Here is a 25,533-nt window from a genome sequence, read left to right as displayed (position 1 = left end):
GGCGCCGCAGGCGCTCCGAGCGCTTACGGCACGAGCACCGCGCGACCCCGCACCTTCCCGTGGTGCAGGTCGTCGAATGCCCGAAGCGCTTCTTCGAGCGGGTAGCGCACGACCTCCACGCCGATCCGGCCCGCCCGCGCAAGCGCGACGGCCTCGCGCATATCCGAGCGCGTGCCGCCGTACGCGCGCTCGATGTTCACGCCCCACGGCAGTGGGGTCGCGCTCCCCGCGAGGTAGGTGAACGCGCCGTCGCCGAGCCCCACGAAGCGGATCGCCCCGCCGCCGCGCACCACCGCGACTGCCAGGTCCACGGTGGGCTGCACCCCGACGAAGTCGAGTACGACGTCGGCGCCCACACCGCGGGTTTCGGCGAGGATCCGCGCGGCCGCGTCACCGTCGCTCGGGATGGCGAGATCCGCCCCGTGCGCCTCGGCGAACGCGAGCTTTTCCGGGTCGGTGTCGAGCGCGATGATGCGCGCCCCGGTGGTCGCTGTGAGGATCTGCAGCGCCATGTGCCCGAGCCCGCCGAGCCCGATCGTGACGACCGTTGCGTCACCCGTGAGACGGTCGCGGACCGTGTTAATGGCGTGCATGGGCGTGAGTGCCGCGTCCGCCAAGGGCGCCGCCGCGACCAGGTCGAGATCTCCGATCGGATCGAGGTGGTGCGCCCGGACCGCGATGTAGTCCGCCATCCCGCCGGGGCTGCCGATGCCGGGCGACAGCGGCGCGAGGGCCCCCCGCGGGTAGACGGTTTCGCACTGGTTGTCGCGTCCGGCGAGGCACTCGCGGCACTGCCCGCAGGCGAGGATCAGAGCGACGAGCGCGCGATCCCCCGCCTGCCAGCCCCGCACGCCGTCACCGACACGCTCGACCGTGCCCGCAACCTCGTGTCCGAGCGTGCCACCGATCAACGGATTGTCGTCGCCCATGCCGATGATCGCCAGGTCCGAGTGGCAGAGGCCCGCGCCGCCCACCTTCAACAGCACCTCGTCGGAACCGATCTCGGGGATCGGCTTGTCGAGGATCTCGACGGTGTCGTTCCTCATATAGGTAACCGCGCGCATCGTCGCTCCCATCCGGCCGCGCGCGAACTGATCGTCGCAGCCTGGCGTCCAGGCGAGGGTTCCCACCTGCCGCCCACGCTAGCCGTCCCCGAGGCCGATCTCTAGACTGTGCCCATGACTCGCTCTGAGGCTGGCCAGACGGAGCACGGGGTGCGACGGTGGCTCCCATTGGTGCTGCGCCGCCTGCCGTTCACCGCGGCGTTCGTTCTCGCGATTCTAATTGTGGGTGTGGCCAGCGAGGCGCTGTGGCGACCCGCCGCCTCGCAGCCCTGGTATTCCGAGGTCGCGACCGGGCTCCCGGCATTCAGCGAAGGGCGCTGGTGGAGCGTCTTCACCTCGCCGTTCTTCGTCGAACCTCCGCTGGTGTACTTCACTCTGCTCCCGCTCGTCGCCGTGGGCATAGGAGGAGCCGAGTGGCGCTTCGGTGCGCTGCGCACAGCGGCACTCGCTCTCGGCGGGCACATCGTCGGCGTGCTGGGTGCCGCGGGCATCCTGCTACTCGTATCTCAGACCGGGTGGGCATGGGCGGTTCGCCTCGCGCACGATTACGACGTCGGGCCCTCGTGCGCGGCGTACACCGCACTCGTCTTCGCCATCGCGGCGCTCCCCGCACCATGGCGCCTCCGTGGGCGGATCGCGGTCGGACTCTGGGCCGGCATCTCAGTGCTGTACCTCGGCCAGCTCTACGATCTCGAGCACGCCGTCGCCATCACTGCAGCGCTGGTGGTGAGCGGCGCGCTGCCCGCATTTCGGCATCGGGCCGGACGACCCACGGAGCGAGAGTGGCGGCTCATCGGCCTCTCCGGCCTCATCGCGATCGGCGTGATCCAGATCCTCGATCTCCTCGTCCCCTATGATGGCCCGCTCGGTGCGAACCAACCCGCGGCCTCTCTCGTCGACGTGTCGATCGACGTCGTCATAATCGCGCTCATCGCGAACGGCATCCGTAGGGGTTACCGGATCGCCTGGATCGCGGCTCTCGCGCTCGGTGCGTTCAACCTCGTGACCGCCGCGCTCGGCTTCTCACTGATCCCGATTGCTGTACAGATCGGCGCCGTTGACCGGCCGCGCGAGGTGTTCGCGCTGCTTCTCGCCCCCGCACTCCTTTGGGCCGCCATCATCGCCGCGCTCATCATCGGCCGCAGCGCATTCGGGGTGCGGTTGCGTCAGGCGCACCGCGCGCTCCCCTCCGAACCACTGACGCGAGAACAGCTCATTGACCGTCTTGTGCGCCACGGCGGGGGCACGATCTCATGGATGACCTCCTGGGAGGCGAACCAGCGCGTCGCTGCGGGAACCGGAGGGATCGCGTTTCAATCCCATGCCGACGTCGCGATCATGCTCGGCGATCCGATTGTTCCTCGCGGCGAGCGCGCCGCAGCGCTCGAAGAGTTCGCGCGCACGGCGCAGCGGGCCGGGTTGATCCCATGCGCCTTCTCGGCCAGCGAGGCCACCGCCGCAGCGAAGCCGGAGGGGTGGCGCTCCGTCGTGATCGCCGAGGACACGATCGTCGATCTACCCGGCCTGGCATTTACGGGGAAGGCGTGGGGGCCGGTACGCACCGCGATCAACCGCGCAGCGCGGGAGGACATCTCATTCAAGATGGTGCGGCTCGCCGCGGAACCCTGGAACGTGCTCGCGCAGGTCCGCGCGATCTCGGAGCAGTGGGCCGGCGACAAGGGTCTTCCCGAGATGAAATTCACGCTCGGTACGGTCGAAGAGGCGCTGGATCCCGAGGTGCTCGTCGGGCTCGCCGTCGACGGGGGAGGTAACTTGCACGGCGTGACGTCGTGGTTGCCGGTCCACGCCCCGGCCGGGGAGGGCGACGCACCCCGTGTGGTCGGCTGGACGCTGGACCTCATGCGGCGGCGCGACGGCGGTTTCGGCCCCGTCATGGAGTTCCTGATCGCTTCAGCCGCGCTGCACTTCTCGGAAGCCGGTTACGAGTTCGTCTCACTCTCGGGCGCGCCGCTCGTCCGACCGAACAGCGCTGAGGCGGGTCCCGTGGACCAGGTGCTCGACCAGCTTGCGCGGGTGCTCGAGCCGCTCTACGGTTTCAGCTCGCTCCACCGCTTCAAGCAAAAGTTCAATCCGCGCTCGGAGCCGCTGCACCTGCTCTTCCGCGACGAGGGCGACCTCCCGCGGATCGGCATCGCGCTGACGCGTGCGTACCTTCCTGATGCATCCGTGCGCGACCTCGTTTCGTCGGCGACCGCCCCGAAAGCGCAGACTCGCGGAGAGTGAGGCGGCTCATGATCTGGAGCGCGAGCGCGTCCATTTCGCCGGCGACGCGATGCTCTCGCGCCCGCGTGCTCGCCGGGTTCTTCTGCTGAGCCTTGAGTTGTCATTGGAGTTCACAGTCGCGCGAAACGCGACGCGAAGGACTACGATGAAGAACGTGTTCCGGGGTCGGTGTGATTCCGAACCGGCGGTGACAGTCCGCGAGCGTCGTACCCACGATGCCGAATCGGTGAAATTCCGGTACCGACGGTGATGGGCGCTCAGGCGCTCGAGTCCGGATGAGAGGAACGCGCGGGTCACGGACGTCCGGAGACCTCGCGCACCCGGCGCGCAGGAGAACGGCGGACCGGAATGCTCGATCGGGGCCTCATCGAGGACGCGATGCGACGTGCTTTGTCGCTCGCTCTCCGCGGGCCCGCGGATACCCCGAACCCGCAGGTCGGCTGCGTACTGCTCGACCCGGAGGGGCGCATCGTCGCCGAGGGGTGGCACCGCGGCGCCGGCACGCCGCACGCCGAGGTCGACGCGATCGCGCACCTGCCCGAGGAGTGGCGATCCCGAGCTTCTGAAATCACCGCCGTCGTCACGCTCGAACCGTGCAATCACACCGGCCGCACCGGGCCGTGCGCCGCTGAGCTCGTACGGCTGGGCGTCGGTGCGGTGGCCTATGCGCTCGCCGACCCGGGCGCGGAGTCCTCGGGCGGCGCTGAGACACTGCGGGCCGCCGGAATCGACGTGACCGGGGGCGTGCTGGCGGGCGAGGCGCGGGTGCTTCTCGGAGAGTGGCTGGCGCGGCAGGGGGCGTCGGAGGTTTCTGAGTCTTCCGCACAGTTGGCGCCGAGGGCCGATGCTGAAACGATCGCCTTTCCGGGCCGGCCGCGGCCGCACGTGACTGTGAAGTGGGCTCAGACTCTGGACGGTCGGGCCGCCGCAGCCGACGGCTCGAGCCAGTGGATCACGGGCCCCGAGGCCCGAGCCGACGTCCATCGCCGCCGCGCCGAGGCGGGCGCGATCCTCATCGGAACCGGCACCCTGCTCGCCGATGACCCGAGCCTGACCGCGCGCGATTCCGACGGTGGTCTGCTCGTACCGGCCGAGGAACAGCCGATCCCGGTCGTGCTGGGGCGGCGCGAGATTCCCGCCGGTGCCCGCCTCGCTCAGCATCCGTCACTCGCTGCCCACCGCTTCGATGCCCCCGTTCAGTTCGCGGGGGACGACCTTGCGGGCCACCTCGACGCGCTGACCGAGCTCGGGGTGCGGAGCGTCTTTGTCGAGGGCGGGCCCACCGTGGCCTCCGCATTCATCGCGGCCGGGCTGGCCGACGAAGTGCTCGTGTACGTCGCACCGGCACTGCTCGGGGGCCCGCGGCTCGCGATCGGCGACCTCGGTATTGCGGGCATGGCGGGAATCGCGCGGCTCCGCGAGGTGCGGATCTCGCTGCTCGGCGAAGACCTGCTCGTGAACGCGCGTTTACACGATCCGCCCGCCGCCGAAAGTCCTGCCGCGCGCAAGGCTACTTCTCCAAATGACGCTCTCGGCGCCGTCAATCTCGGCACTGTCGCTCCCACCGCCGCTCGCGGCTCCGCACCGGAAGGATCTTGATGTTCACTGGGCTCATCGAAGAAATCGGCGAGATCGTGTCGGTCGAACCGGTCGACGATTCGCTGCGGCTTACCATCGCGGGGCCGACCGTCACGAGCGACGCCGAACACGGCGCCTCGATCGCGGTGTCGGGCGTGTGCCTCACCGTCATCGACCGGGGCGCGGTGCCCGACGGCCGCCCGACGTTCACGGCGGACGTCATGGCGCAGACCATCAAGATGTCGACGGTCGGCGAGCTTGCTCCCGGCTCGAGCGTGAACCTCGAGCGGGCGGTTCGGGTCGACACTCGGCTCGGCGGCCATATCGTGCAGGGGCACGTCGACGGCACGGCAACGCTGATGTCGGCGACGCCGCACGAGGCCTGGCGGGTGCTGCGGTTCTCGCTCGACCCCGCGCTCGCCCCGCTCCTCGTCGACAAGGGCTCGGTGACGCTCTCAGGTGTTTCACTCACCGTCTCGGCGATCGCGCCCGAGAACGAGGCCGAGCAGTGGTTCGAGGTCTCGCTGATCCCGGAGACCCTCAGCGCGACGACGCTCGGCAGCTTGGAGCCCGGTGACCGCGTCAACGTCGAAACCGACATCCTCGCCCGTCACGTCGCCCGCATGCTGCGCCTCGAGGCGGCCGGCATTTCCACCCGTACCAGCACCGAAGGAACCCACGCATGAGCACCACCGAAAGCGGCGTGGCCGCAGCGCGCACCCCGGGCATCTCGACCATCGAGGAGGCGATCGAGGCTGTCGCGAGCGGGCGACCCGTCATCGTCGCAGACAATGAGGATCGCGAGAACGAGGGCGACATCATCATCTCGGCGGAGCTCGCGACCCCCGAGTGGATCGCGTGGACCGTGCGATGGTCGTCCGGCCTGCTCTGCGCGCCGATGACGAACGAGATCGCGGACGACCTCGAGCTGCCGATGATGGTGTCGCGCAATGAGGACGTGCGGGGCACCGCCTACACCGTCACGGTCGACGCTGCGCACGGCGTGACCACGGGCATCAGCGCTCGCGACCGCACTACGACGCTGCGCGCTCTCGCGAACCCGCACGCCGTGCCCGGCGACGTGCGCCGGCCCGGCCACGTTCTGCCGCTCCGCGCCGTTGACGGTGGCGTGCGTGCCCGCGACGGGCACACGGAGGCGGCCGTTGAACTCATGCGGCTCGCGGGCCTGCGCCCCGTCGCGGCGATCGCGGAGATCGTCGCCGAAGACGGCGAGATGATGCGCCTGCCCGAGCTCGTGAAGCTCGGCGCTCGCGAAGGGGTGCACGTCATCACGATCGAGCAGCTCATCGCGTACCTGAATGAGCACCATCCCGAGAGCGGCCCGGCTGCGGGCGCCGGCACCCGCCGCGGTGTAAGCCTCCGCGCCGACACGCTCCTGCCCACCGAGCACGGTGCGTTCCGCGCGCTCGCATACCGCGACCGCCGCGCCGGCGTCGACCACATCGCGCTCGTCGCGCCGCTCCCCGACGGGTCGCTCCCCTCGGGCGAGGCGCTCGTTCGCGTGCACTCCGAGTGCATCACCGGGGAAGCCTTCGGGTCGCTCAAGTGCGAGTGCGGACCGCAACTCGACGCGGCGCTCGACCGGGTGCACGAGGTCGGCGGCGTGGTCGTCTACCTCCGCGGGCACGAGGGCCGCGGGATCGGCCTCGCGAACAAGCTGCGCGCGTATCAGCTGCAGGAGCAGGGCCTCGACACGCTCGACGCGAATCTGCAGCTCGGCTTCCCCGGGGATTCACGTGACTACACGGCGGCCGCCGAGATCCTGAACGATCTGGGCATCGAGCGCGTGCGCCTGCTGACCAACAACCCCGAGAAGGTGTCGCAGCTCGAGGATCACGGGATCACGGTGACCGAGCGCGTGCCCCTGCTCGTCGGCGTCACCGAGGAGAACCTGAACTACCTCGCGGTGAAGCGCGACCGTATGGGCCACCAGCTGCCCGAAAACGTGCGCGATAGCCAGTAGGCCTGGCGATCCCGAACCAACCGCACCACACCGAACCGTAAGGAGCACCTCATGAGCGGAGCCGGAGCCCCGGACCTCACCGTCGATGCGAGCGGGCTGCGCGTCGCGATTATCGCCGGCAGCTGGCACGCGGAGATCATGCAGCACCTCGTCGCGGGCGCGAAGGAGGCGGTTTCGGCCGCGGGCGCCGATTTCGCATCGTTCACGGTCGCCGGTGGATTCGAGTTGCCGCTCGCGGCGCAGGTCGCGCTGTCTCCTCGCGAGTCGGGCGGGGGCGGTTTCGACGCGGCAGTGTGCCTGGGCATCGTGATCCGGGGCGGCACCCCGCACTTCGAGTACATCAGCTCCGCGGTCACTGACGGGCTCGCGCGAGTGCAGCTCGACAGCGGCAAACCGGTGGGGTTCGGCGTGCTGACCACGGACACGGAGCAGCAGGCGATCGACCGCTCGGGGCGCCCCGGGGCTCCGGAGTCGAAGGGGCGCGAGGCCGCGGAGGCTGCGCTGCACCTCGCCGTCACGGCGCGCCGCATCGCTGGCTGAGCCTGCCGCACCCCGGCCACCGCGCTTCACGCTCCCGCACTTTTTGGGCTGCGCGCTACCACTTCCCCCAGCAAGTGATAGTTCCGCGCTCAAAAGGTGCCGCTAGCTCACGCTCACGCCTCGCACAGGCGGGCGTCCAGGCAGCGCGGCGTAGGCTGGCGGAGTGACCGGGTCAGCAGCACCATTAGAGCAGTCCTCCTCGAACAGTCTTCCCTCGGAGCGGGGCGTTCCGGCATCCGAATCCGGGGAGACGAAGCTGACTGCCTCCGCGCAACCTCGCGGCCCCCGCGCGTCGGTGAAGCAGCTGATCCCGTACCTCTTCGAGCAGCGCAAGCTCCTCGTCGTCGCACTCGTGCTCGGCCTCGTCGCGGCCGTCGCGTCGCTCGTGCAGCCGCCGATGCTCGGCCAGATCATCACCCGCGTGCAGCAGGGTCTGCCGCTCGGTGCCCTGCTCACCGCCCTCACCGCGATCGTCATCGTCGGCGCCGTGCTGAGCGGCCTGCAGCACTACGTGCTTCAGCGCATGGGCGAGGGCGTCGTGCTCACGAGCCGCAAGCGCCTCATCGCGAAGATTCTGCACCTGCCGATCTCGCAGTTCGACCGCCGCCGCACCGGCGACCTCGTCTCCCGCGTCGGCAGCGACACGACGCTGCTCCGCGCGGTGCTCACGCAGGGTCTCGTCGAAGCGATCAGCGGCATGCTCATCTTTGTCGGTGCGCTCATCGGCATGCTCGTCATCGATCCCGCTTTGTTCGGGATCACCTTCAGCGTCATCGCCGCAGCGCTCGTGGTGGTGGTGCTGGTCTCGTCCCGCATCCGCCCGGCGGTGGCGCGCGCTCAGGAGAAGGTCGGCGACCTCGCCGCGCAGGTCGATCGGTCGATCACGTCGATCCGCACGATCCGCGCCGCGGGCGCAGCGCACCGCGAGCAGGCCTCGACCGAGCGTGACGCGACCGAGGCATACCTGCTCGGCATCAAGGTCGCCCGAATCTCCGCGTTCATCGTGCCGGTGTCGTTCCTCGCGCTGCAGCTCTCGTTCCTCGTCGTGCTCGGCCTCGGCGGCTATCGCGTCGCGACCGGAGCGATCACCATCGCGCAGCTCGTGACGTTCATCATCTTCCTGTTCTTGATGGTGACGCCGCTGGGCCAGGCGTTCGGCGCGATCTCGGCGGTGAACCAGGCGCTTGGAGCCTTGGGCCGCATCCAAGAGATCGCGAACCTGGAGACCGAGAGTGAGCGCGACGCCGAGCGTTCCCCCGCTGGTCGCCTGATGCCGCTCGACGAGGTGCGCGACGACGCCGCCTCGGCAATCGAACTGCGCGATGTGACGTTCACCTACCGCTCGGCGGCGCCGGAGCGCGCCGACGCTCGAGAGCTCGTGCGCGGCGGCCGCGGATCCCGTCGCGACATCGAGGCGGCGCCCGCCGACCTCATCGAGACCGAGGTGCTGCGCGGCGTGAGTTTCACGGTGCCCCGTGGATCTCGCGTCGCCCTGGTGGGACCCTCCGGTGCCGGAAAGTCGACGATCCTGGGCCTCATCGAGCGCTTCTACGATCCCGAATCCGGCTCGGTGCACCTCCATGGCGCCGACATCCGCACGCTCGATCGCGCCGAGCTTCGCCGTCAGTTCGGCTACGTCGAGCAGGATGCGCCCGTGCTCGCCGGCACGCTGCGCGAGAACCTCCTCCTCGCCGCGCCCGAGGCGAGCGATGCCGCCTGCGAACGCGTGCTGCGCGCGGTCAACCTCGGCAGCCTGCTCGAGCGTGGAGGCGCTTGGAAGCCCGGCGGTGCGAGCACCGGCCTCGCGAGCGCGCTCGACCTGCCCGTTGGCGAGAACGGCGTCATGCTCTCCGGTGGGGAGAAGCAGCGGCTCGCCATTGCGCGGGCACTACTCACGGCTCCGCCGATCCTGCTGCTCGATGAATCGACCGCGAGCCTCGACGGCGTCAACGAGCGCCTGATGCGTGACGCCCTCGACGCGGTGTCGACGGGGCGCACCCTAATCGTGATCGCGCACCGGCTCTCGACCGTCGTCGACTCCGACAAGATCGTCGTGCTCGACGGCGGCCGCGTCATCGGCGAGGGCACGCACGAGCAACTCATCGAGAGCACGCCGCTATACCGCGAGCTGGCTCAGCACCAGCTCCTCGTGCCCGACGCCGGCTGAGCGACGCGGGGCGGCAAGCGCTGGTCCGCCCTTCGAGCAGCGCGTATTCTGGCCGCATGTGCGCGTCATACGGACTCGGCGGGTCGCTTCCGCTCGACCTCGAACCGCTGAGCGAGCCCGAGTACGCGACGCTGATCCGCGACTGGATCGGCGAGCAGGACGCCGGAGCGAAGATCACGGGGAAGAACGCCCGTAACCTCAATCCGATCGTTCGGGCGAAACCGTCAGGCGAACGATACGCGCAGCTTGCCTGGTGGTGGTTGTGGCTCGATGCGGGCGGTCCAGTGAAGTTCTCAGCGTTCAACTCCCGCGACGACCGCCTGCTGCGCTCGTGGAAGCGACCGTTCCAGGCTCGCGCCATCCTGCCAGCAACCTGGTACGTCGAAAAGCAGGGGCGTTTCCATCTGCCGAGCGACGACGCGTTCGGCATCGCGGCGCTCACCTCGACCGTGACGCTCGAGGACGGCTCCGAGCTGGTCTCGTACTCGATGGTGACCCGCGACGCTGTCGGGGAGGCCGCCGAGGTGTGGCCGCGCATGCCACTGGTGCTGCCCCGCGACTTCCACGACGAGTGGCTCGACCCGGAGCGTGCAGGCGACGCGGACCTCGTGGCGGAATCGCGGCTCGCGTCCGAGTCCATCTCTCACGAGCTCACGCGTATGTATTCGTAAGTCGGGAGGCACGCCGCGCCGGGCTCGTGACTGACAGGCTCGGACCGCGAAACGACGAAGTCCCGATCTCCACGGTGCTGTGTGGGAGAACGGGACTTCGGAGTGGAGCCGACTTCGGGATTTGAACCCGAGACCTGTTCTTTACGAGGGAACTGCTCTACCCCTGAGCTAAGTCGGCGGAGTGCGAGAACGTCCTCGCACACGAGAAGTTACTTTAGCAGGTCTCGCGGTGTCTTCGCACATCGGCGGGAGCACCCGGACGTGGCGCGTACGCCGCGGCACGCGGCGCCCAGCACAACAAGCGCCAACGCGGTCACCTGCACTGCGGATCGGCGCTCGGCACCTCACCCGTCAACAGGTAGTCGTCCACCACCTCATTCACGCAGGCGTTCTCGCCATACGCCGTGTGCCCCTCGCCGTGATACGTCACGAGCACCCCGCTCTCGAGCTGATCAGCGAGCGACTCGGCCCACTGATACGGCGTTGCCGGGTCGCCCGTCGTACCCACGACCAGGATCGGATCGGCCCCCTCACCGGCGACCGGCCCGCGCTTCGTCACAGGCTCCTCGGGCCACGCAGCGCATGCGAGCTCACCGAAGCCCTGGAACCGGCCAATTGTCGGGGCGATCCGTGCGAGTTCATCGGCCTCAGCACGCATCGCCTTCGGGTCGGTGTCGCTCGGGGGATAGTCGAGGCAATTGATTGCAGCGAATGCCTCGGTCGAGTTGCTCAGGTACTGACCGTCCTCGCGATCGAAGTAGATGTCGGCAAGCCTGAAGGCCACGTCGGCGTCACCCTTTGCCACGGATGCGAAGAGCTGGTCGAGGAGGCCCCAGTTGCTCTGCGAGTAGAGCGGCGTGATGATGGCGGTGAGCATCGTGCCGGCGGAGAGCATGCGGCCGTCCGACGCTTCGATCGGTTTCGCCTCGACCTGGTCGAGTTGCGCACTGATCTGCGCCATCGCAACGTCCACCGGGCCGTTGAGCGGGCATGCCTGTCGAGTGAGGCAGTCGGTGACGTACGCGCGCAGCGCCTGTTCGAAGCCGCGAGTCTGTTCCCGCACAACGTCACTCAGAGACGCGGCAGGGTCCATCGCACCGTCGAGCACGAGACGTCCGACCTTCTTCGGAAAGGCGTCGACGTATCGCGCCCCGATGTAGGTGCCGTACGAGTAGCCGAGGTAGTTGAGCTTCGGGTCGCCGACGATGGCGCGCAGCATGTCGAGGTCATTGACCGTCGACGCGGTGTCGACGTGCGCAAGCGCTGCACCCGTGCGTTGCTGGCACGCCTCACCGAAGGCGCGCTCCTGAGCGAGGCTCTCCTCGATCCACGCATCGCTTCCCGTCTCGAGCGCGTCGGCACTGGTGCCGAAGAGGTATTCATCCATCGCATCGGGCTCGAGACACTCGACCGGGGTCGAGGCTCCCACCCCGCGCGGATCCCAGGCGATCACGTCGTACTTCTGCTGCACGCTCTGCTGCACCGCGCCACCGACGCCCTGGCTCAAGTATCCGATGCCGGATGCGCCGGGCCCGCCCGGGTTCACGAACAGCGTGCCGATCGCGTCACCACCGATCGCTGGCTGCTTCACCATGCTGAGCTCGATCGTGTCGCCTGCGGGCTCGTCCCAGTCGAGCGGGGCGTGCACGCGCGCGCACTCCATCCCGTCGAAGCAGCTCTCCCACTGCGGCTGCTGTGCGCCGAAGCCTTCGACGGTGCCCTCGGGCTTCGGGGGGAGCTCGGGAGTCTGCTCCGTCGCGCCCTGCACCAGTGCGGCGATGGATGAACACCCGCTCAGGGCGAGGGCGGCGACCACCAGCGTCGAGGCTGCGGCCGCGAAGCCGCCGCGCCGACGCCCGAGCCCGCCTGCAAGCCCAGTAGCACGCCGACGCCGTGGCAAACCTCCCGCCACGCCTCGCACCTCGCTCATCGAGCGACCTCCACCGGAAGCGCGTCGGCCGCGCTCTGCGTCGCGAAGAGCGCTTCGAGCACCAGACCCGGAGTGATGCCTCGCCCGAGCCGCTCCCGCGCCGTCTCCACCGCGCCCACGACCGTCAGCGAGCGAGCGGCACCCCAGCGCTCGGCGAGTGCGTTGATCTCCGCCTTGCGCTCTCGGTTCACGAGCTCCGGCCCGGCGTCGAGCGCGGTAAGCACGACGTCGCGGAACAGCGACAGCAGGTCGGTGAGAATACGATCGATCCCGTCACGCAGGCTTCGAGTAGCGCGGCGTTTCTGGTCTTCCTCGAGTGCTCGCATTTGCGATCGCATCTGCGGCGGGATTGCGGCTCCTGGGGCGAGCCCGAGGTTGCGCATGGCCTCGGCCCGTTCACGAGCGTCGATCTCTTCAGTGAGCGCCGCCGCGTCCGCCTCCGCGACCTTCACCAACGACGCCGCGGCCCGCATTGCATCGCCGAGCGTCTCGATGCCGAGGGCGATGTCGATCGTGCGTTCCCGTCGCTGCATCGAGTCCTCATCGCTCGCCAACCGCCGCGCCATACCGATATGGCTCTGCGCCAGACGCGCCGCCCGCTCGGCGACGGCCGCGTCGATCCCGTCGCGCTCGTGCAGCAGCCGCGCGATCTCCGAGGCCCCCGGGGTCACGAGACGCAGCGAGCGCGTGCGAGAACGGATCGTGGGCAGCAGATCGGCCTCGCTCGGCGCACACAGAATCCAGACGGTGCGCTCCGGCGGCTCCTCGAGCGCTTTCAGCAGTACGTTCGAGGTGCGCTCGGGCATGCGGTCCGCATCCTCGATCACAATCACACGGAAGCGCCCCTCGGCCGGAGCGTAGTGCGCCGTCGTCACGATCTCGCGAGCCGCCTTGATGTCGATCAAGAGCTTCTGCGTGGTGAGCACCCCCAGGTCGGGATGAGTTCGGGCGCGCACCTGTTCGAACACCGCATCGCGATCGGGCCCGCGCGCGATCAGCGCCGCCGCGAAGCGGAATGCGAGGTTGGATCGGCCGGACCCGGGAGGCCCCGTGAACAGCCACGCATGGGCGGGCACGACATCGAGCGAGGCCGCCGCCTCAAGCGTTTGCACCGCTTCCGGTTGCCCCACGATTTCTGCCCAGTACTCCACGCGAAAAGCGTATCGTGAGGCTCCGACATCGAGCTGGGGCGGGGCACTGTCCCCGCATTTCGTGACGTCGCCCGAGAACTGAGGATGAATGCGCGTGCATCAAAGGGTGAATCCGCGGGTGAAAGCCGCCGATTTCACTCCCGTCGCAGCATCGCGCGCCATATGCTCATCTGTGGTTGAAGATTCGTTCCCCCGAGTTCAAACCAATTCTCGCGGCGGTAAGTCCCCTACAGCCCGAGAGGCAGCCCCCGCATCTGTACCCCAGGTGATCGGGGGCTTTTGTCATGCGGCAGGGAGGTCGACGAACGCTGCAGCACCGGTTTCGGGCTGTGCGGATCCCCCGCTGAGCTCTGCGACGAGCGCCGCGAATGGCCTGAGTTCGTTCTCAGCGAGGAGATACCGCTGCGTCACCCGTTCTCCATAGTCGGCACCGTCCAGCGCGTATCCGCGTCGCCGCGCTTCAGCTTCGATCTGCGGCGCCACGTCGTACGCGCTGGTCACAGCAACGCCCACTCTCAGCCCTCTGCGCTGCCTCGTCGCGAGGCGCGTGGCCTCGGCGACACTCGAGCGATACGCGCGGGTGAGACCGCCGGCCCCGAGCAGCACTCCCCCGAAGTAGCGCGTCACCACCGCGACGACATCGCTCAGACCGGCCGACACGAGCGCATCGAGCATGGGAGCACCGGCCGTACCGCTCGGCTCCCCGTCGTCGTTCGAGCGCTGTACTCGAGCACCGGGCTCCAGCACGAACGCGGAGCAATGGTGACGGGCTCGCGGATGCTCGGCGCGCACTCGCGCGATCACCGACCGGGCCGCCCCCTCATCGCTCACTCGCTCGAGCCGTGTGAGAAATCGCGAGCGCGAGATCTCCTGCTCGGCATCCACCGCGGCGGCGATCGTCTCGTACTCCATGCACCCTCACCTACCCGACGTCGGCCGACCAACACTCACCACCCGCCGACTACCATCGAGTCTATGGGCGGCGACAGCGTGCGGGTGGACACCTGGATCTGGGGCGTGCGGCTCGCGAAGACACGCAGCCAGGCGACAACGGCCTGCCGCGCCGGCCACGTGCGCGTGAACGGCACCACGGCGAAGGCGGCGCAACCGGTGCGCATCGGCGACGAGGTGCGGGTGCGCCAGCACGGCTTCGACACCATCTACCGCGCGACCGGTCTTCCCGTGCGACGTGGCAGCGCCGCCGAGGCCGCGAAGCACTACGAGGATCTCACCCCGCCCCCACTCCCGCGCGTCGAGCGACCTGCCGACATCATTCGTGATCGCGGCGCCGGCCGACCGACCAAGCGCGAGCGGCGCGAGATCGACCGGCTTCGCGGCCGCGATGCGCTCCACGACGAGTAATCGCGCCGCTACGGTGTGCTCGGACAGTTCCCGCCCGATCCGCCGTCACCTCTCCATCAGCAGAAGATTCGCCGCCAGCAGCGCCGACAGCGTCCGATCCACGGTGATCACGCTCGATCAGCTGCTCAGCAAGAGCGCCCCGCGAATTCGCGTTACACTCGCGGGGTGCCGCACGACCCGCTCCTTCCCGCCGCCGACTGGCGCGCTCGGGCCGCGGCGCACGCAGAGCGGGCCGACGCGTTCAGCGCCGCACATCGCGCCCGACGCTCCCGGCACGAGCCGCACCCTGTCGAGGACTTCCTCTGGACCTACTACTCGGTCACGCCCGCTGAGCTCCGTCGCTGGCATCCCGGCGCCGGGGTGATTCTCGATGAGGCGGCGGATCGCGAGGCGTGGAAGCACTATCGCGCAGTGAGCGGCGACGGGACGGGCGCCCGATCAGCTGTGGTTGTCGACGTCGAGCATTTCTTCGCGCGGCGCAGCGGCACGGTCGACTACGTCGAGCGCCTACTCACCGCGACGCTCGAGCGGCCGCCGCGCTACGGCTGCTTCGGGCTGCATGAGTGGGCGATGGTCTACCGCATGACGTCCGAGCAGCTGCGGCACACGGCGCTCCCCCTCCGCATCGGGCACGCCGCGACCGACGCCGTCGTCGAGAGCAATCCCATCGGGTGCTCCCACTTCGACGCGTACCGCTTTTTCACACCCGAGGCGCGGCCGCTCAACACCCTCGAACCGACCCGGGAGACGCAGGTGGATACCGAGCAATCGGGCTGCCTGCACGCCGGCATGGACGTCTACAAGTGGGCGGCAAAACTCGGCCCGATCGTGCCGGGCGAGGTGCTGCTCGACGCGTTCGAACTCGCGCGCGACATCCGGGAGGTCGATATGCGCGCCTCTCCCTACGATGTGAGCGCGTTCACCGGCACCAACGGCGCGCCGCTCGCGCCCGTCGCTATCGAGACGCCCGAGGGCAAGCGCGAGTACGCGCACCTGCAGCGCGGCTTCGCGGCACGCGGCGACGAGCTTCGCCGACGCGTGCTCGACGCGATCGCGGCGGCCCGCGCTGCTCTTGCTGCGACGCAGGAACGTACTGCCCTCGCGGCCGATGAGGCAGGCGCCGAGCAGCCCGCCTGCGGCGATCCCGCGCCCGCCCCCGCATCCGCCTTCGAACCCAACAGAGCTACCGCCTAAAACAGCGTCGGCGCGGGCGCTCCCGGCGGCGGCACCGCCTCCGACTGCTTCGCGAGCGTCCGAGTGCGCGAGCTCCCGCTCCGCTCGAGCCCGAAGCGCGAGATGAGCGGGCGCACGCGGCCCGCGAGCTCCATGCGGTACGCCTGCGGCGCGCTGCTCGCGGAGCCCGGATACAGCGAGCGGTAGAGCGGCAGGAGCTCGGCGTGTTCACGCTCGAGCCACTCCATGAACCACGGTTTCACGTGCGAGCGCAGGTGCAGCGCACCGTACACCACCGAACGGGCTCCCGCCTCCCGAATATCGCGCAGCAGCGAGGTGAGATGCTCCACGCCATCAGTGAGCCCGGGCAGCAGCGGCATCAGAAACACGTCGGGTTCGAGCCCCGCTTCCCGTGCGGCCGCGATCGTCTCGAGCCGCGCTCGCGTGCTCGGCGTTCCCGGCTCGATCGACCGCTGCAGTTCGGCGTCGCCCACTGCGATCGACATCGCCAGCTCCACGGGCACTCGCAGACTCGCCTCCGCAAGCGCCGGAATGTCCCGCCGCAGTAGCGTGCCCTTCGTGAGGATCGACATCGGGGTACCGCTGCGGGCGAGCGCCGCAATGATCCCGGGCATGAGCCGGTAGCGCCCCTCGGCCCGCTGGTAGGGGTCGGTGTTCGTGCCGAGTGCCACGCACTCGCGCGTCCAACTCGGCCGCGACAGCTCGCGCCCCAGCACCTCGGCGACGTTGACCTTCACCACGATCTGCGCGTCGAAATCGCGGCCGGTGTCGAAGTCGAGGTAGCGATGCGAGCCCCGCGCGAAGCAGTACACGCAGGCGTGCGAGCACCCGCGATACGGATTGACCGTCCAAGCGAACGGCATCGACGACGCTCCGGGCACACGGTTGAGCGCGCTCTTCGCGAGCACCTCGTGGAACACGGCACCCGCGAACTCCGGCGAACGCACGGTGCGCAAGTGGCCGGGCAACGCTGCGATCTCCGAGGTCGCGAGGCCCGGCAGGGCGCCGTCGTCCGTCGCCCCGCTTACCGCCTGCCCACTCCATCGCATGCGGCAATTCGAACATATGTTCGAACAAACCGCAAGCCGCACGTCAACGCGCCCCCCAGCGAGCGAGCCGAGCTCACAAGCACAGCGTCAGCTCGCCTTGTGCTCGTCGGCGATCTGCGTGTGGTGCTGAATCACCTCAGCGACGACGAAGTTGAACCACTTCTCGGCGAACTCGGGGTCGAGGTGCGCATCCTCGGCCAGCGCGCGGAGTCGCCCGATCTGCCGCGACTCGCGGGCAGGATCGGCGGCGGGCATCTCGAACTCGGCCTTCAGCCGCCCGACCTCCTGCGTGCACCGAAAGCGCTCCGCAAGCATGTGGATCAGCGCTGCGTCGATATTGTCGATGCTCGAGCGCAGCAGCTCCAGCCGCTCGGCGGGGGTCCGATCCGTCATCTCGCTCTCTCCAGTCAGCTCAGCAAATCGTGGAGCACCACGACCTGCTCGCGCTCGGGGCCGACACCGATGGCGGAGATGCGCGATCCGCTCATCTCCTCAAGCGCGCGAATGTAGCTCTGCGCGTTCTGCGGCAGATCCTCGAAGCGGCGTGCGCCCGAGATGTCTTCCTTCCAGCCCGGGAACTCCTCGTAGATCGGCTTCGCGTGGTGGAAGTCGCTCTGGTTCACCGGCATCTCGTCGTGCCGCACGCCATTCACGTCGTAGGCCACGCACACTGGAATCGTCTCGAGCCCGGAGAGCACGTCGAGCTTCGTCAGCACGAAGTCGGTGACCCCGTTGATGCGTGCGGCGTATCGCGCGATCGGAGCGTCGTACCAGCCGCAGCGGCGCGGACGCCCGGTCGTCGTGCCGAACTCGAATCCCTGCTTGCGCAGGTAGTCGCCCGACTCGTCGAAGAGCTCGGTGGGGAAAGGCCCCGCGCCGACGCGCGTCGTGTACGCCTTGATCACCGAGATGACACGGTCGATCGAGTGCGGCGGCAGGCCCGATCCGGTGCTGGCCCCGCCCGCGGTCGCGTTCGATGAGGTCACGAACGGGTAGGTGCCGTGATCGATGTCGAGCATCGTCGCCTGGCCGGCCTCGAAGAGCACCGTCTTGTCATCCTGCATCGCCTCGTGCAGGAGCAGCCCGGTGTCGCACACCATCGGCTCGAGCATTTCGCGGTAGCTCAGCAGGTCCTCGACGACCTCGTCGGCCGAGATCGCGCGACGGTTGTAGATCTTGACGAGCACCTGGTTCTTGAATTCGAGCGCCGCCTCGACCTTCTGCCGCAGAATGCCCTCGTCGAAGATGTCTTGAATGCGGATGCCGACGCGATTGATCTTGTCGGCATAGGCCGGGCCGATCCCTCGCCCCGTCGTGCCGATCTGGCGCTTGCCGAGGAATCGCTCCGTCACCTTGTCGAGCGTGCGGTGGTAGGCCGTGATGACGTGCGCGTTCGCGCTCACCTTCAAGCGCGATACGTCGACGCCGCGGCCGCCCAGTGCCTCGAGCTCGGCCCGCAGCACCTCGAGGTCGACGACGACGCCGTTTGAGATGACGGGGATCACACCGGGGGTCAGAATGCCGGAGGGCAGCAGGTGCAGCGCGTACTTCTCCTCGCCGACGACGACCGTGTGGCCGGCGTTGTTGCCGCCGTTGAACTTGACGACGTAGTCGACTCGGCTGCCGAGGAGGTCGGTCGCGCGACCCTTGCCCTCGTCGCCCCACTGGGCACCGGTGATGAGCACTGCGGGCATTTCAGCCCCTTCCTTCGGCGTCGGCAGTTACCGAGCCAGTCTACCGAAGCGGGTGTCGCGGGGTCTCGTGGGCGCGGAGTCGGCAGGTTTCGGCGCTAGTACCGGGGGTGGCGAGGGCGGCGGATCACCCCCGCGCAGCACCAGCTAGCGGCCTGCCTCGATCTCGACGATCGCCTCCGCGTCAGCGCCCGTGAGGAACTCGGTGAGGCGCTCCACCTCGCTGGTCTCGCCGATGCTGGCCGCGGCCCTCCGGAGCGCGTACAGCGCGCGGAGCACGCCCCGATTCGGCTCGTGCGACCACGGTACCGGGCCCGCGCCGCGCCACCCCGCCTTACGGAGCTTGTCGAGCCCGCGGTGGTACCCGACCCGTGCGAAGGCGTAGGCCTCGATCTCGCTCCCCTCGGCGTCAGCGGCGTCGGCGAGCAGCGCCCAGGCGAGCGGCGACTCGGGGTGCGCGCGCACCACGGTCTCGAGGTTCTCGTCTGCGGCGAGCGCCGCCTCGACCGCAGTGTCAGCCGCGAGGAGCGTGGGCTCGGGCCCGAGCAGATTCGTGCCGATCATAATCAGCGGAAGTTCACGAACTGCAGAGCAGTGTCGATGTCGGCGCCCTTGAGGAGCGCGATGGTCTCCTGCAGGTCATCACGGCTCTTCGACGACACCCGCAGCTCGTCACCCTGGATCTGCGACTTCACGCCCTTCGGGCCCTCATCGCGGATGAGCTTGTTCAGCTTCTTAGCGGTCGCCTGGTCGATGCCCTCCTTCAGCTGAGCATCGATGCGGTACTCCTTCCCGCTCGCATAGGGCTCGCCCGTGTCGAGCGCCTTCAGCGACAGTCCGCGCTTGATGAACTTGGAGTGCAGCACGTCGAGCACCGCGTTCGCGCGCTCCTCCGTGTTCGCCTTGATCTGGATCTTCTCGCCCGAAAGCGACACGTCGGCCCCGACTCCCTTGAAGTCGTAGCGCTGCTCGACCTCCTTGCGGGCCTGGTTCACCGCGTTCTCGACCTCCATCGAGTCGATCTTGCTCACCACGTCAAATGAAGAATCAGCCATGTGCCCAGAGTAATCGAAAGCCGCTCGCACCGACGATGCTGTCGCTCAAGTAATGAGAGCTATAAATATTGCGAATGATTTGCTACAGTGGTCCGGTTGGTTCAACGGAGCCCGGCGATGTGATCTCGCGCTGCGTGTGCGACCTCTGATCGCCCGCGCCCATGTCTCGCTTACGCATCCGAAAGGACTCATTCGTGTCCACCACCTCAGTCGCTCCGAAGCGGCGCCTGCCCCGCTGGATGACCTCCTTCGGCTGGCAGATCCTCGCCGGCCTGGTGCTCGGCCTCGTGCTCGGCGGCATCGCGATGTCGCTCGGCCCCGATGCCGAGGGCAACCCCAATGGGCTGCACGCCACCCTCTCCACGATCGGCAACAGCTACGTCTCGCTGCTGCGCGCCGCGGTGATCCCGCTGGTGTTCACTGCGATCGTGTCGAGTATCGTCGGCCTCCGCCAGGTGACGAACGCCGCCCGCCTCGCCGGCCAGACCCTGCTGTGGTTCGGCATTACTGCGCTCATCGCCGTGACGATCGGTATCGCGCTCGGCGTCACGTTCCAGCCCGGCGCTTCGGCGTCGCAGGACGGCCTCACCCCTGAGGCGCCGCACTCCGTCGGCACCTGGTGGAACTTCCTCACCGGCCTCGTCCCGTCGAACTTCCTCGGCCTCGGTGTGAGCGGTTCGGTCGACCCGGAGTCGCTCTCCTTCACGGGCGGCGCGAGCTTCAACGTGCTCCAGATCATCGTCATCTCGGTCGCCGTCGGCATCGCCGCGCTCAAGATCGGCGAAAAGGCCGAGCCCTTCGTCGCGATCACCGAGTCGGCGCTCGCGATCATCCAGAAGGTGCTCTGGTGGATCATTCGCGTCGCGCCCCTCGGCACCATCGGCCTCATCGGCAATGCGGTCGCCGAGTACGGCTGGAACAAGATGGGCTCGCTCACCTGGTTCGTCGCAGTGCTCTACGTCGGTCTCGCACTCGTGCTCTTCGTGGTCTACCCGATCCTCGTCAAGTCGCACGGCCTCTCGGTCAAGCAGTACTTCTCCGGCGTGTGGCCTGCCGTGCAGCTCGGCTTCGTGAGCCGCTCCTCGATCGGCACGCTGCCCCTCACCCAGCGCGTGACCGAGCGCAACTTCGGTGTCCCCCGCGGCTACGCGTCCTTTGCCGTGCCGCTCGGCGCGACCACCAAGATGGACGGCTGCGCTGCGGTCTACCCCGCCGTTGCGGCGATCTTCATCGCGCAGTTCTTCGGGATCGACCTCACCATCGTGCAGTACCTCCTCATCGTCATTGTCTCCGTGGTCGGCTCGGCGGCAACTGCCGGCACCACGGGCGCCACGGTCATGCTGACGCTCACGCTGTCGACGCTCGGCCTGCCGCTTGAGGGCGTCGGCCTGCTGCTCGCGGTCGACCCGATCATCGACATGGGCCGCACCGCGGTGAACGTCGCCGGCCAGGCGCTCGTGCCGACGATCGTGGCGAAGCGCGAGGGGATCCTCGATCTCGACCTGTACAACGCGCCCCGCAAGGGAGTCGCGTTCGACAACAGCGACGTCGAGACCCGCACCACGGAGACCGTCGCGGTCTAACCGTTCGCGCGCGCTCCGAGCCGGCTTGCAGGCCCTCCGAATCACCGGATTCGGGGGGCCTGGGGCGTGTATCGGGTCCCAAGCCTCGCGCGACGCAAGTGGCCGCTTCCGACCCCGGATAGCGGCCATTCGCGTCTCATGGGTGAGATCGCGCCGCATACGATAGGCAGGTGACACCGACTCCAGTAGCCCAGCGCGAACCAGGTGCTCCCGCCGTGAGTATTCGCGGCGCCGTCAAGCAGTTCCGCACCGGCGGCACCGCGTTTCGAGCCGTCGACGGTCTCGACCTCGAGATCGCCCAGGGTTCGATCGTCGCGCTGCTCGGCCCGAACGGCGCAGGCAAGACCACAACGCTCGACTTGGTGCTGGGGCTCACTCGGCCCGACGCGGGCGAGGTCGCCGTGTTCGGGGACGCACCACGCCGAGCCGTACAGCGCGGCCACGTTTCCGCGGTGCTGCAGTCGGGCGGATTGCTGCGCGACCTTTCCGTGCGCGAGACCGTCACCCTCATCGCCTCAACGTTCGAAGACCCGCTTCCCGTTGGCGAGGCGATGGAGCGCGCGGGCATCACCGGCATCTCGAAGCGCAAGGTCTCGAAGTGCTCGGGCGGCGAGCAACAGCGCCTCCGCTTCGCGCTCGCCCTGTTGCCGGATCCTGACCTGCTCATTCTCGACGAACCGACCGCGGGCATGGATGTCTCTGCGCGCCGCGAGTTCTGGGACACGATGCGAGCTGACGCACGGTCCGGCCGCACCGTGATCTTCGCAACGCACTATCTCGAGGAGGCCGACGATTTCGCGCAGCGGATCGTGATGATGGCGGCCGGGCGCGTGGTCGCGGATGGCACGACCGCGGAGATCCGCGCCCGCGCAACCGGGCGCCGCGTGCAGGCGTACATCGACCCTGCGCGTGAGGCCGACACCCTTGCGACGCTCCGCGCGCTCCCCGGCGTCACCGACGCGACGGCCGACGCAGGCAGGCTCGACGTTCGCACCTCCGACTCGGACGCAGTCGCGCGACTCCTCCTCACGGAGCTCGGCGCGCGCGACCTAGAAATCGCGGCCGGCAGCATGGACGACGCCTTCCGGATGCTCACCGAAAGGACCGCCTCGTGAACCTCACCTACTTCCGCATCGAACTCGCGCGGGTCACACGCAACTTCAGCTCGATGTTCTTCGTGGCGGTGCTCCCGGCCTTCCTCTACATCGTCTTCGGCGCGGCGCAGAGCTACGGATCCACCGACATCGGCAACGGGAACGTGTCGGCCTACATCATGATCGGCATGGCCGCCTACGGAGCGGTCACCGCGACGGTCTCGATCGGCGGCAGCGCCTCGGTCGAGCAGATGCAAGGATGGGGCCGGCAGCTCGGGCTCACCCCGATGAGCGACACACAGCGGGTGGTGACGAAGGCCGCGGTGGGCCTGTGCATCGCGATCATCCCCGTCACGGTCATCTACATCATCGGCGCGAGCACCGGGGCGGAGGCGACACCGAAGGTGTGGATCCTGAGCGCACTCGCCGTGCTGCTCGGCGCGGCGATCTTCTCGTTCTTCGGGCTGTTCGCGGGCCTGCTCTTCCGCAGCGAGAGCGCGGTCGGCGCGGCGAGCGGGTCGCTCGTCATCCTCGCGTTCCTCGGCAACCTCTTCTTCCCGCTCTCCGGAGTGCTGCTCGATATCGCACGGTTCACGCCGCTCTACGGCGTCGTCGCGCTGGCCCGCTACCCCCTCACCGAGGGCTATCTCGCCTCCACGGGTGCAGCGCCCACCGAGCACGACGAGCTGTGGGTGCCGATCCTGAACGTGGTCGTGTGGGCCGCGATCCTCGTCGTCGCGACCATCTGGGTGTCGCGACGGGGCCGAGCCCGCCAGTAGCGGCACTCTGCCCGCCCCCACTTTTCAACGGCGGCGGATCGCGGCGGTTCCCGCCGCCGATCCCGCTCGTCATGCAGTGGAAAACCCGTCGTCCGGGCCGCTTCCCGGCGTGTCGATCCGCGTGACGGGTGATCCACTGTCTGATGAGCTTGGTCCAAGAGGGGGGCGGATCCGCCCCGAGCGTCTTGCGCGACCCGGGCCGCGAGCCCCTACCGCACGGAGGCCCGGCGCATTGCGAGCCACGTGCCTGCGAGGCCGAGCACCACGATGATCGCCGCCGCTACGGCGAGGCCGCTGTACGTGATCGACGCGAAGATCTCGCCGAGCCGCGGGGCCACCGCGAGCAACGTGAGTGCGAGGCCGAGGCCGAGCACGATCGCCACCACCGTCGGCCCCTTGGCTCCGAAGCGCACCCACACCGCGCCGAAAAATCCGCCGATCGTCAGGCACAGCATCACGCCGACGAACGCGGTCGCGAAAAGCGTCCATGCGTTCCCTGAGCCCACCGCATAGACATCGAGCACGTACGCGTTCATGAACCAGTGCCCGGTCGCGAGCTCAATCCCCAGCAGCACCACGAGCATCACGGCGATGTAGAGCGCCTGGAGCGCGTTCGCGAGCATCGTCCCGAGGATGAAGTTGCGTCGCGTGGTACCGAGCGCCAGCGCGAAGGGGTAGCTCGTCGCCACCGCCTGGACGCCGTAGTAGATGAGGAAGCCCGGCAGCGACCAGACGATTGCGCTGTTGCTCCTCGCGCCGTCGACATAGGCCGCATCGATCGCACCGTCGGAAGCGCGCTGGATCACGAGGGCAATGATGATCGACACGATAAGCACGAAGCCGACGATCTGCGGCGGCACCAGCGCGAACGTGCTGATTTTGTTGAGGTGCAATTTCGTCACCTTCATGATGCGGTTCATGCTGCGCTCCTTTCACGCGTGCGCGTTCCGGGCGCGCTGGGTCCGGGATCTGCCCCGCCGTCGCCGAGGTCGGCGTCTTCCACGCCGAGACCGTAGGCCGCCACGAGATCCTGAAGAGAGACCGGGGTGATATCGAGACCGGCGTCTTGCGCGAGCTCACGATCTTCGGCAGTCACGGCCCCATTCACAACCGCCGTGCCGAGCCCGCCGATGCTACGGCGAGACAGCACCGCTCGTCCGCGAAGATGCTCCTCGAGCGCCGTCGCTCGCCCGGCCACCTGATAGGCGGCCCCTCGCAGCTCGTCGACCCCCTCGTGCCGCACGACGCGCCCGCGGTCGAGAATGATCACGCGCTCGAGCAGCTGATCCATCTCATCGATGAGGTGCGTCGACAGGATGATGGTGCGCGGGTGCTCCGCGTACTCGCGCAGCAGTTCGTCGTAGAAAATGTTGCGCGCAGTCGCGTCGAGGCCGAGGTAGGGCTCGTCGAAGAACGTGATCGGCGACCGCGAGGCGAGGCCGAGCACGATCCCGAGCGCCGAGAGCTGGCCGCGAGAAAACTTCTTCACGATCGGCTTCGTCGGAATGCGGAAGAGCCGGATCAGGCGGTCGGCGACCTCCTGAGACCAGTTCGGGTAGCAGATGCGCGCCGCGCGGATCGCGTGCTTCAGCTTGTAGTCGTCGGGGTAGCGCTGGTTGTCGCGGACGAAGCACATGCGCTCGATGACGTCTGCGTGCTCGAACGGTTCGCGCCCGGCCACGCGAATGCTGCCCGACGTCGGGCGATCCTGCGCCGTAATCAGCGACATGAGCGTGGTCTTGCCGGCCCCGTTGCGGCCGAGCAGCCCCGTGATCACGCCTTCATGAATGTCGAGGTTGACATCCGCGATCGCCGGCTGGCCGCGGTAGCTGCGAGTCAGGCCGCGCGTCTCAATGGCTGTGGTGGTCATGATGTCGCTTCCTTCACTGATGCTGCCGCCTCGGTCTCAACGAGGCGGACGAGGTCTGAGGTGTCGAGGCCGAGCTTTCTCGCCTCCGCGACGAGCGGCGCGATGTACCGCTCGGCAAAATCGCGCTGCCGCTCCTCGGCGATGAGAGCGCGAGCCCCGGGGGCGACGAACATTCCGATGCCCCGGCGTTTGTAGAGGACGCCCTGGTCGACCAGCCGCGCAAGCCCTTTGCCGGCGGTGGCTGGATTGATGCGAAGGTGCGCCGCGAGTTCGTTCGTTGACGGCACCTGCTCCTCCTCGTTGTAAATACCGCGCAGTACGTCGTCCGCAATGCGGTCGGCGAGCTGGAGGAAGATCGGGCGCGTGTCGTCGAACACGGGCAGCCTCCGTTCTCGGAGAAGCCGGAGCGGTGCGGGATCCGCGCATCGCTGCAACCTCATTGGTTAGTTACTCCACTAATGAACCTAGGCACCGTGCAAGCGAATGTCAATGCGCACGCACCGAATTACATCGATGTAGTTCTCCAC

At 68.5% G+C, this 25,533-nt stretch carries 24 protein-coding genes, 1 tRNA gene and 1 riboswitch; of the genes, 12 read left to right on the top strand and 13 right to left on the bottom strand.

Annotation, left to right across the window (positions count from 1 at the left end; translation table 11 throughout):
* Positions 1 to 23: 23 nt before the first annotated feature.
* Positions 24 to 1,046, bottom strand: coding sequence for an alcohol dehydrogenase catalytic domain-containing protein (locus WFH00_RS08135; RefSeq protein WP_336660291.1), 1,023 nt, complete (start codon positions 1,044 to 1,046; stop codon positions 24 to 26).
* Positions 1,047 to 1,178: 132 nt separating this feature from the next.
* Between WFH00_RS08135 and WFH00_RS08130 the strand changes: the two genes are divergently transcribed.
* The 7 genes from WFH00_RS08130 (at position 1,179) to WFH00_RS08100 (ending at position 10,248) form a co-directional block, all read left to right on the top strand.
* Entirely contained in the window at positions 1,179 to 3,308 is a 2,130-nt protein-coding gene (locus WFH00_RS08130) for a bifunctional lysylphosphatidylglycerol flippase/synthetase MprF (RefSeq protein WP_336660290.1), read from the top strand.
* Positions 3,309 to 3,459: 151 nt separating this feature from the next.
* Positions 3,460 to 3,599: riboswitch (FMN riboswitch) on the top strand.
* A gap of 57 nt (positions 3,600 to 3,656) precedes the next feature.
* A complete protein-coding gene (locus WFH00_RS08125; protein WP_336660289.1) occupies positions 3,657 to 4,907 on the top strand; it encodes a bifunctional diaminohydroxyphosphoribosylaminopyrimidine deaminase/5-amino-6-(5-phosphoribosylamino)uracil reductase RibD in 1,251 nt (416 codons plus the stop codon).
* Positions 4,907 to 5,572: a riboflavin synthase gene (locus WFH00_RS08120; protein WP_336660288.1), complete on the top strand. Its 666-nt coding sequence runs from the start codon at positions 4,907 to 4,909 to the stop codon at positions 5,570 to 5,572. The genes WFH00_RS08125 and WFH00_RS08120 overlap by 1 nt, the downstream gene beginning before the upstream one ends.
* On the top strand, positions 5,569 to 6,870 hold the full coding sequence (ribA, locus tag WFH00_RS08115; RefSeq protein WP_336660287.1) for a GTP cyclohydrolase II: 1,302 nt from the start codon (positions 5,569 to 5,571) through the stop codon (positions 6,868 to 6,870). Before WFH00_RS08120 ends, ribA begins: the two co-directional genes overlap by 4 nt.
* 51 nt (positions 6,871 to 6,921) lie before the next feature.
* A complete protein-coding gene (gene ribH / locus WFH00_RS08110; RefSeq protein ID WP_336660286.1) occupies positions 6,922 to 7,410 on the top strand; it encodes a 6,7-dimethyl-8-ribityllumazine synthase in 489 nt (162 codons plus the stop codon).
* 256 nt (positions 7,411 to 7,666) lie between these two features.
* Entirely contained in the window at positions 7,667 to 9,577 is a 1,911-nt protein-coding gene (locus WFH00_RS08105; RefSeq protein ID WP_336660663.1) for an ABC transporter ATP-binding protein, read from the top strand.
* 56 nt (positions 9,578 to 9,633) lie between these two features.
* On the top strand, positions 9,634 to 10,248 hold the full coding sequence (locus WFH00_RS08100) for an SOS response-associated peptidase family protein (protein ID WP_336660285.1): 615 nt from the start codon (positions 9,634 to 9,636) through the stop codon (positions 10,246 to 10,248).
* Between the two features lie 103 nt (positions 10,249 to 10,351).
* Here the strand turns inward: WFH00_RS08100 and WFH00_RS08095 are convergent.
* The 4 genes from WFH00_RS08095 to WFH00_RS08080 all read right to left on the bottom strand — a co-directional run bounded on the left by WFH00_RS08095 (position 10,352) and on the right by WFH00_RS08080 (position 14,241).
* Positions 10,352 to 10,426: transfer RNA gene (locus WFH00_RS08095), tRNA-Thr, on the bottom strand.
* Between the two features lie 135 nt (positions 10,427 to 10,561).
* The gene (locus WFH00_RS08090; protein WP_336660284.1) at positions 10,562 to 12,178 is read right to left on the bottom strand and encodes an alpha/beta hydrolase; all 1,617 of its coding nucleotides are present in this window, start codon (positions 12,176 to 12,178) and stop codon (positions 10,562 to 10,564) included.
* Positions 12,175 to 13,329, bottom strand: coding sequence for a DNA polymerase III subunit delta' (locus tag WFH00_RS08085; RefSeq protein ID WP_336660283.1), 1,155 nt, complete (start codon positions 13,327 to 13,329; stop codon positions 12,175 to 12,177). The genes WFH00_RS08090 and WFH00_RS08085 overlap by 4 nt, the downstream gene beginning before the upstream one ends.
* A gap of 282 nt (positions 13,330 to 13,611) precedes the next feature.
* Positions 13,612 to 14,241 (bottom strand): IMPACT family protein, encoded by a 630-nt coding sequence (locus WFH00_RS08080; protein ID WP_336660282.1) that lies wholly within the window; start codon positions 14,239 to 14,241, stop codon positions 13,612 to 13,614.
* A 63-nt stretch (positions 14,242 to 14,304) separates the two neighbouring features.
* Here WFH00_RS08080 and WFH00_RS08075 point away from each other — a divergent pair, with 63 nt between their 5' ends.
* On the top strand, positions 14,305 to 14,691 hold the full coding sequence (locus tag WFH00_RS08075; protein ID WP_336660280.1) for an RNA-binding S4 domain-containing protein: 387 nt from the start codon (positions 14,305 to 14,307) through the stop codon (positions 14,689 to 14,691).
* A gap of 165 nt (positions 14,692 to 14,856) precedes the next feature.
* Positions 14,857 to 15,885: a 3-methyladenine DNA glycosylase gene (locus tag WFH00_RS08070; protein ID WP_336660279.1), complete on the top strand. Its 1,029-nt coding sequence runs from the start codon at positions 14,857 to 14,859 to the stop codon at positions 15,883 to 15,885.
* Here the strand turns inward: WFH00_RS08070 and WFH00_RS08065 are convergent.
* The 5 genes from WFH00_RS08065 to WFH00_RS08045 all read right to left on the bottom strand — a co-directional run bounded on the left by WFH00_RS08065 (position 15,882) and on the right by WFH00_RS08045 (position 19,680).
* Positions 15,882 to 16,934: an Rv2578c family radical SAM protein gene (locus tag WFH00_RS08065; RefSeq protein WP_336660277.1), complete on the bottom strand. Its 1,053-nt coding sequence runs from the start codon at positions 16,932 to 16,934 to the stop codon at positions 15,882 to 15,884. The genes WFH00_RS08070 and WFH00_RS08065 overlap by 4 nt on opposite strands.
* An 87-nt stretch (positions 16,935 to 17,021) precedes the next feature.
* A complete protein-coding gene (locus WFH00_RS08060; protein WP_336660276.1) occupies positions 17,022 to 17,327 on the bottom strand; it encodes a chorismate mutase in 306 nt (101 codons plus the stop codon).
* Positions 17,328 to 17,341: 14 nt separating this feature from the next.
* Positions 17,342 to 18,628 carry an adenylosuccinate synthase gene (locus WFH00_RS08055; RefSeq protein ID WP_336660275.1) on the bottom strand — a complete coding sequence of 429 codons (1,287 nt, stop codon included), beginning with the start codon at positions 18,626 to 18,628 and terminating at the stop codon, positions 17,342 to 17,344.
* A 144-nt stretch (positions 18,629 to 18,772) separates the two neighbouring features.
* Positions 18,773 to 19,189, bottom strand: a complete 417-nt coding sequence (locus WFH00_RS08050; RefSeq protein ID WP_336660274.1) for a DUF3151 domain-containing protein — start codon at positions 19,187 to 19,189, stop codon at positions 18,773 to 18,775.
* A 2-nt stretch (positions 19,190 to 19,191) separates the two neighbouring features.
* Positions 19,192 to 19,680: a YajQ family cyclic di-GMP-binding protein gene (locus WFH00_RS08045; RefSeq protein ID WP_336660273.1), complete on the bottom strand. Its 489-nt coding sequence runs from the start codon at positions 19,678 to 19,680 to the stop codon at positions 19,192 to 19,194.
* Positions 19,681 to 19,919: 239 nt separating this feature from the next.
* On the opposite strand from WFH00_RS08045, the gene WFH00_RS08040 reads away from it, so the two are divergent.
* The 3 genes from WFH00_RS08040 (at position 19,920) to WFH00_RS08030 (ending at position 23,136) form a co-directional block, all read left to right on the top strand.
* A complete protein-coding gene (locus WFH00_RS08040) occupies positions 19,920 to 21,263 on the top strand; it encodes a dicarboxylate/amino acid:cation symporter (protein WP_336660662.1) in 1,344 nt (447 codons plus the stop codon).
* 215 nt (positions 21,264 to 21,478) lie between these two features.
* Positions 21,479 to 22,378, top strand: coding sequence for an ABC transporter ATP-binding protein (locus WFH00_RS08035; protein ID WP_336660271.1), 900 nt, complete (start codon positions 21,479 to 21,481; stop codon positions 22,376 to 22,378).
* Positions 22,375 to 23,136, top strand: coding sequence for an ABC transporter permease (locus WFH00_RS08030; protein WP_336660270.1), 762 nt, complete (start codon positions 22,375 to 22,377; stop codon positions 23,134 to 23,136). The genes WFH00_RS08035 and WFH00_RS08030 overlap by 4 nt, the downstream gene beginning before the upstream one ends.
* Before the next feature lie 209 nt (positions 23,137 to 23,345).
* Here the strand turns inward: WFH00_RS08030 and WFH00_RS08025 are convergent, their stop codons facing one another.
* The 3 genes from WFH00_RS08025 to WFH00_RS08015 are packed head-to-tail and all read right to left on the bottom strand — an operon-like array spanning position 23,346 to position 25,383.
* Positions 23,346 to 24,056 (bottom strand): hypothetical protein, encoded by a 711-nt coding sequence (locus WFH00_RS08025; RefSeq protein ID WP_336660269.1) that lies wholly within the window; start codon positions 24,054 to 24,056, stop codon positions 23,346 to 23,348.
* Positions 24,053 to 25,006 carry an ABC transporter ATP-binding protein gene (locus WFH00_RS08020; protein WP_336660268.1) on the bottom strand — a complete coding sequence of 318 codons (954 nt, stop codon included), beginning with the start codon at positions 25,004 to 25,006 and terminating at the stop codon, positions 24,053 to 24,055. The genes WFH00_RS08025 and WFH00_RS08020 overlap by 4 nt, the downstream gene beginning before the upstream one ends.
* Positions 25,003 to 25,383, bottom strand: coding sequence for a GntR family transcriptional regulator (locus tag WFH00_RS08015; protein ID WP_336660267.1), 381 nt, complete (start codon positions 25,381 to 25,383; stop codon positions 25,003 to 25,005). The genes WFH00_RS08020 and WFH00_RS08015 overlap by 4 nt, the downstream gene beginning before the upstream one ends.
* Between the last annotated feature and the right edge of the window lie 150 nt (positions 25,384 to 25,533).

Origin of the sequence: Leucobacter sp. USHLN153, from assembly GCF_037145615.1 — a bacterium.
Taxonomy (GTDB): domain Bacteria; phylum Actinomycetota; class Actinomycetes; order Actinomycetales; family Microbacteriaceae; genus Leucobacter.
Note: the sequence above shows the minus strand (reverse complement) of the source record. Positions and strands in the feature narration are given on the sequence as shown.

Coding starts and splice junctions, on each gene's coding strand:
- WFH00_RS08135 (WP_336660291.1), bottom strand. CDS start 1,046: ATGAGGAACGACACCGTCGAGATCCTCGACAAGCCGATCCCCGAGATC.
- WFH00_RS08130 (WP_336660290.1), top strand. CDS start 1,179: ATGACTCGCTCTGAGGCTGGCCAGACGGAGCACGGGGTGCGACGGTGG.
- WFH00_RS08125 (WP_336660289.1), top strand. CDS start 3,657: ATGCTCGATCGGGGCCTCATCGAGGACGCGATGCGACGTGCTTTGTCG.
- WFH00_RS08120 (WP_336660288.1), top strand. CDS start 4,907: ATGTTCACTGGGCTCATCGAAGAAATCGGCGAGATCGTGTCGGTCGAA.
- ribA (WP_336660287.1), top strand. CDS start 5,569: ATGAGCACCACCGAAAGCGGCGTGGCCGCAGCGCGCACCCCGGGCATC.
- ribH (WP_336660286.1), top strand. CDS start 6,922: ATGAGCGGAGCCGGAGCCCCGGACCTCACCGTCGATGCGAGCGGGCTG.
- WFH00_RS08100 (WP_336660285.1), top strand. CDS start 9,634: ATGTGCGCGTCATACGGACTCGGCGGGTCGCTTCCGCTCGACCTCGAA.
- WFH00_RS08090 (WP_336660284.1), bottom strand. CDS start 12,178: ATGAGCGAGGTGCGAGGCGTGGCGGGAGGTTTGCCACGGCGTCGGCGT.
- WFH00_RS08080 (WP_336660282.1), bottom strand. CDS start 14,241: ATGGAGTACGAGACGATCGCCGCCGCGGTGGATGCCGAGCAGGAGATC.
- WFH00_RS08075 (WP_336660280.1), top strand. CDS start 14,305: ATGGGCGGCGACAGCGTGCGGGTGGACACCTGGATCTGGGGCGTGCGG.
- WFH00_RS08065 (WP_336660277.1), bottom strand. CDS start 16,934: ATGCGATGGAGTGGGCAGGCGGTAAGCGGGGCGACGGACGACGGCGCC.
- WFH00_RS08060 (WP_336660276.1), bottom strand. CDS start 17,327: ATGACGGATCGGACCCCCGCCGAGCGGCTGGAGCTGCTGCGCTCGAGC.
- WFH00_RS08055 (WP_336660275.1), bottom strand. CDS start 18,628: ATGCCCGCAGTGCTCATCACCGGTGCCCAGTGGGGCGACGAGGGCAAG.
- WFH00_RS08050 (WP_336660274.1), bottom strand. CDS start 19,189: ATGATCGGCACGAATCTGCTCGGGCCCGAGCCCACGCTCCTCGCGGCT.
- WFH00_RS08045 (WP_336660273.1), bottom strand. CDS start 19,680: ATGGCTGATTCTTCATTTGACGTGGTGAGCAAGATCGACTCGATGGAG.
- WFH00_RS08040 (WP_336660662.1), top strand. CDS start 19,920: ATGACCTCCTTCGGCTGGCAGATCCTCGCCGGCCTGGTGCTCGGCCTC.
- WFH00_RS08025 (WP_336660269.1), bottom strand. CDS start 24,056: ATGAACCGCATCATGAAGGTGACGAAATTGCACCTCAACAAAATCAGC.
- WFH00_RS08020 (WP_336660268.1), bottom strand. CDS start 25,006: ATGACCACCACAGCCATTGAGACGCGCGGCCTGACTCGCAGCTACCGC.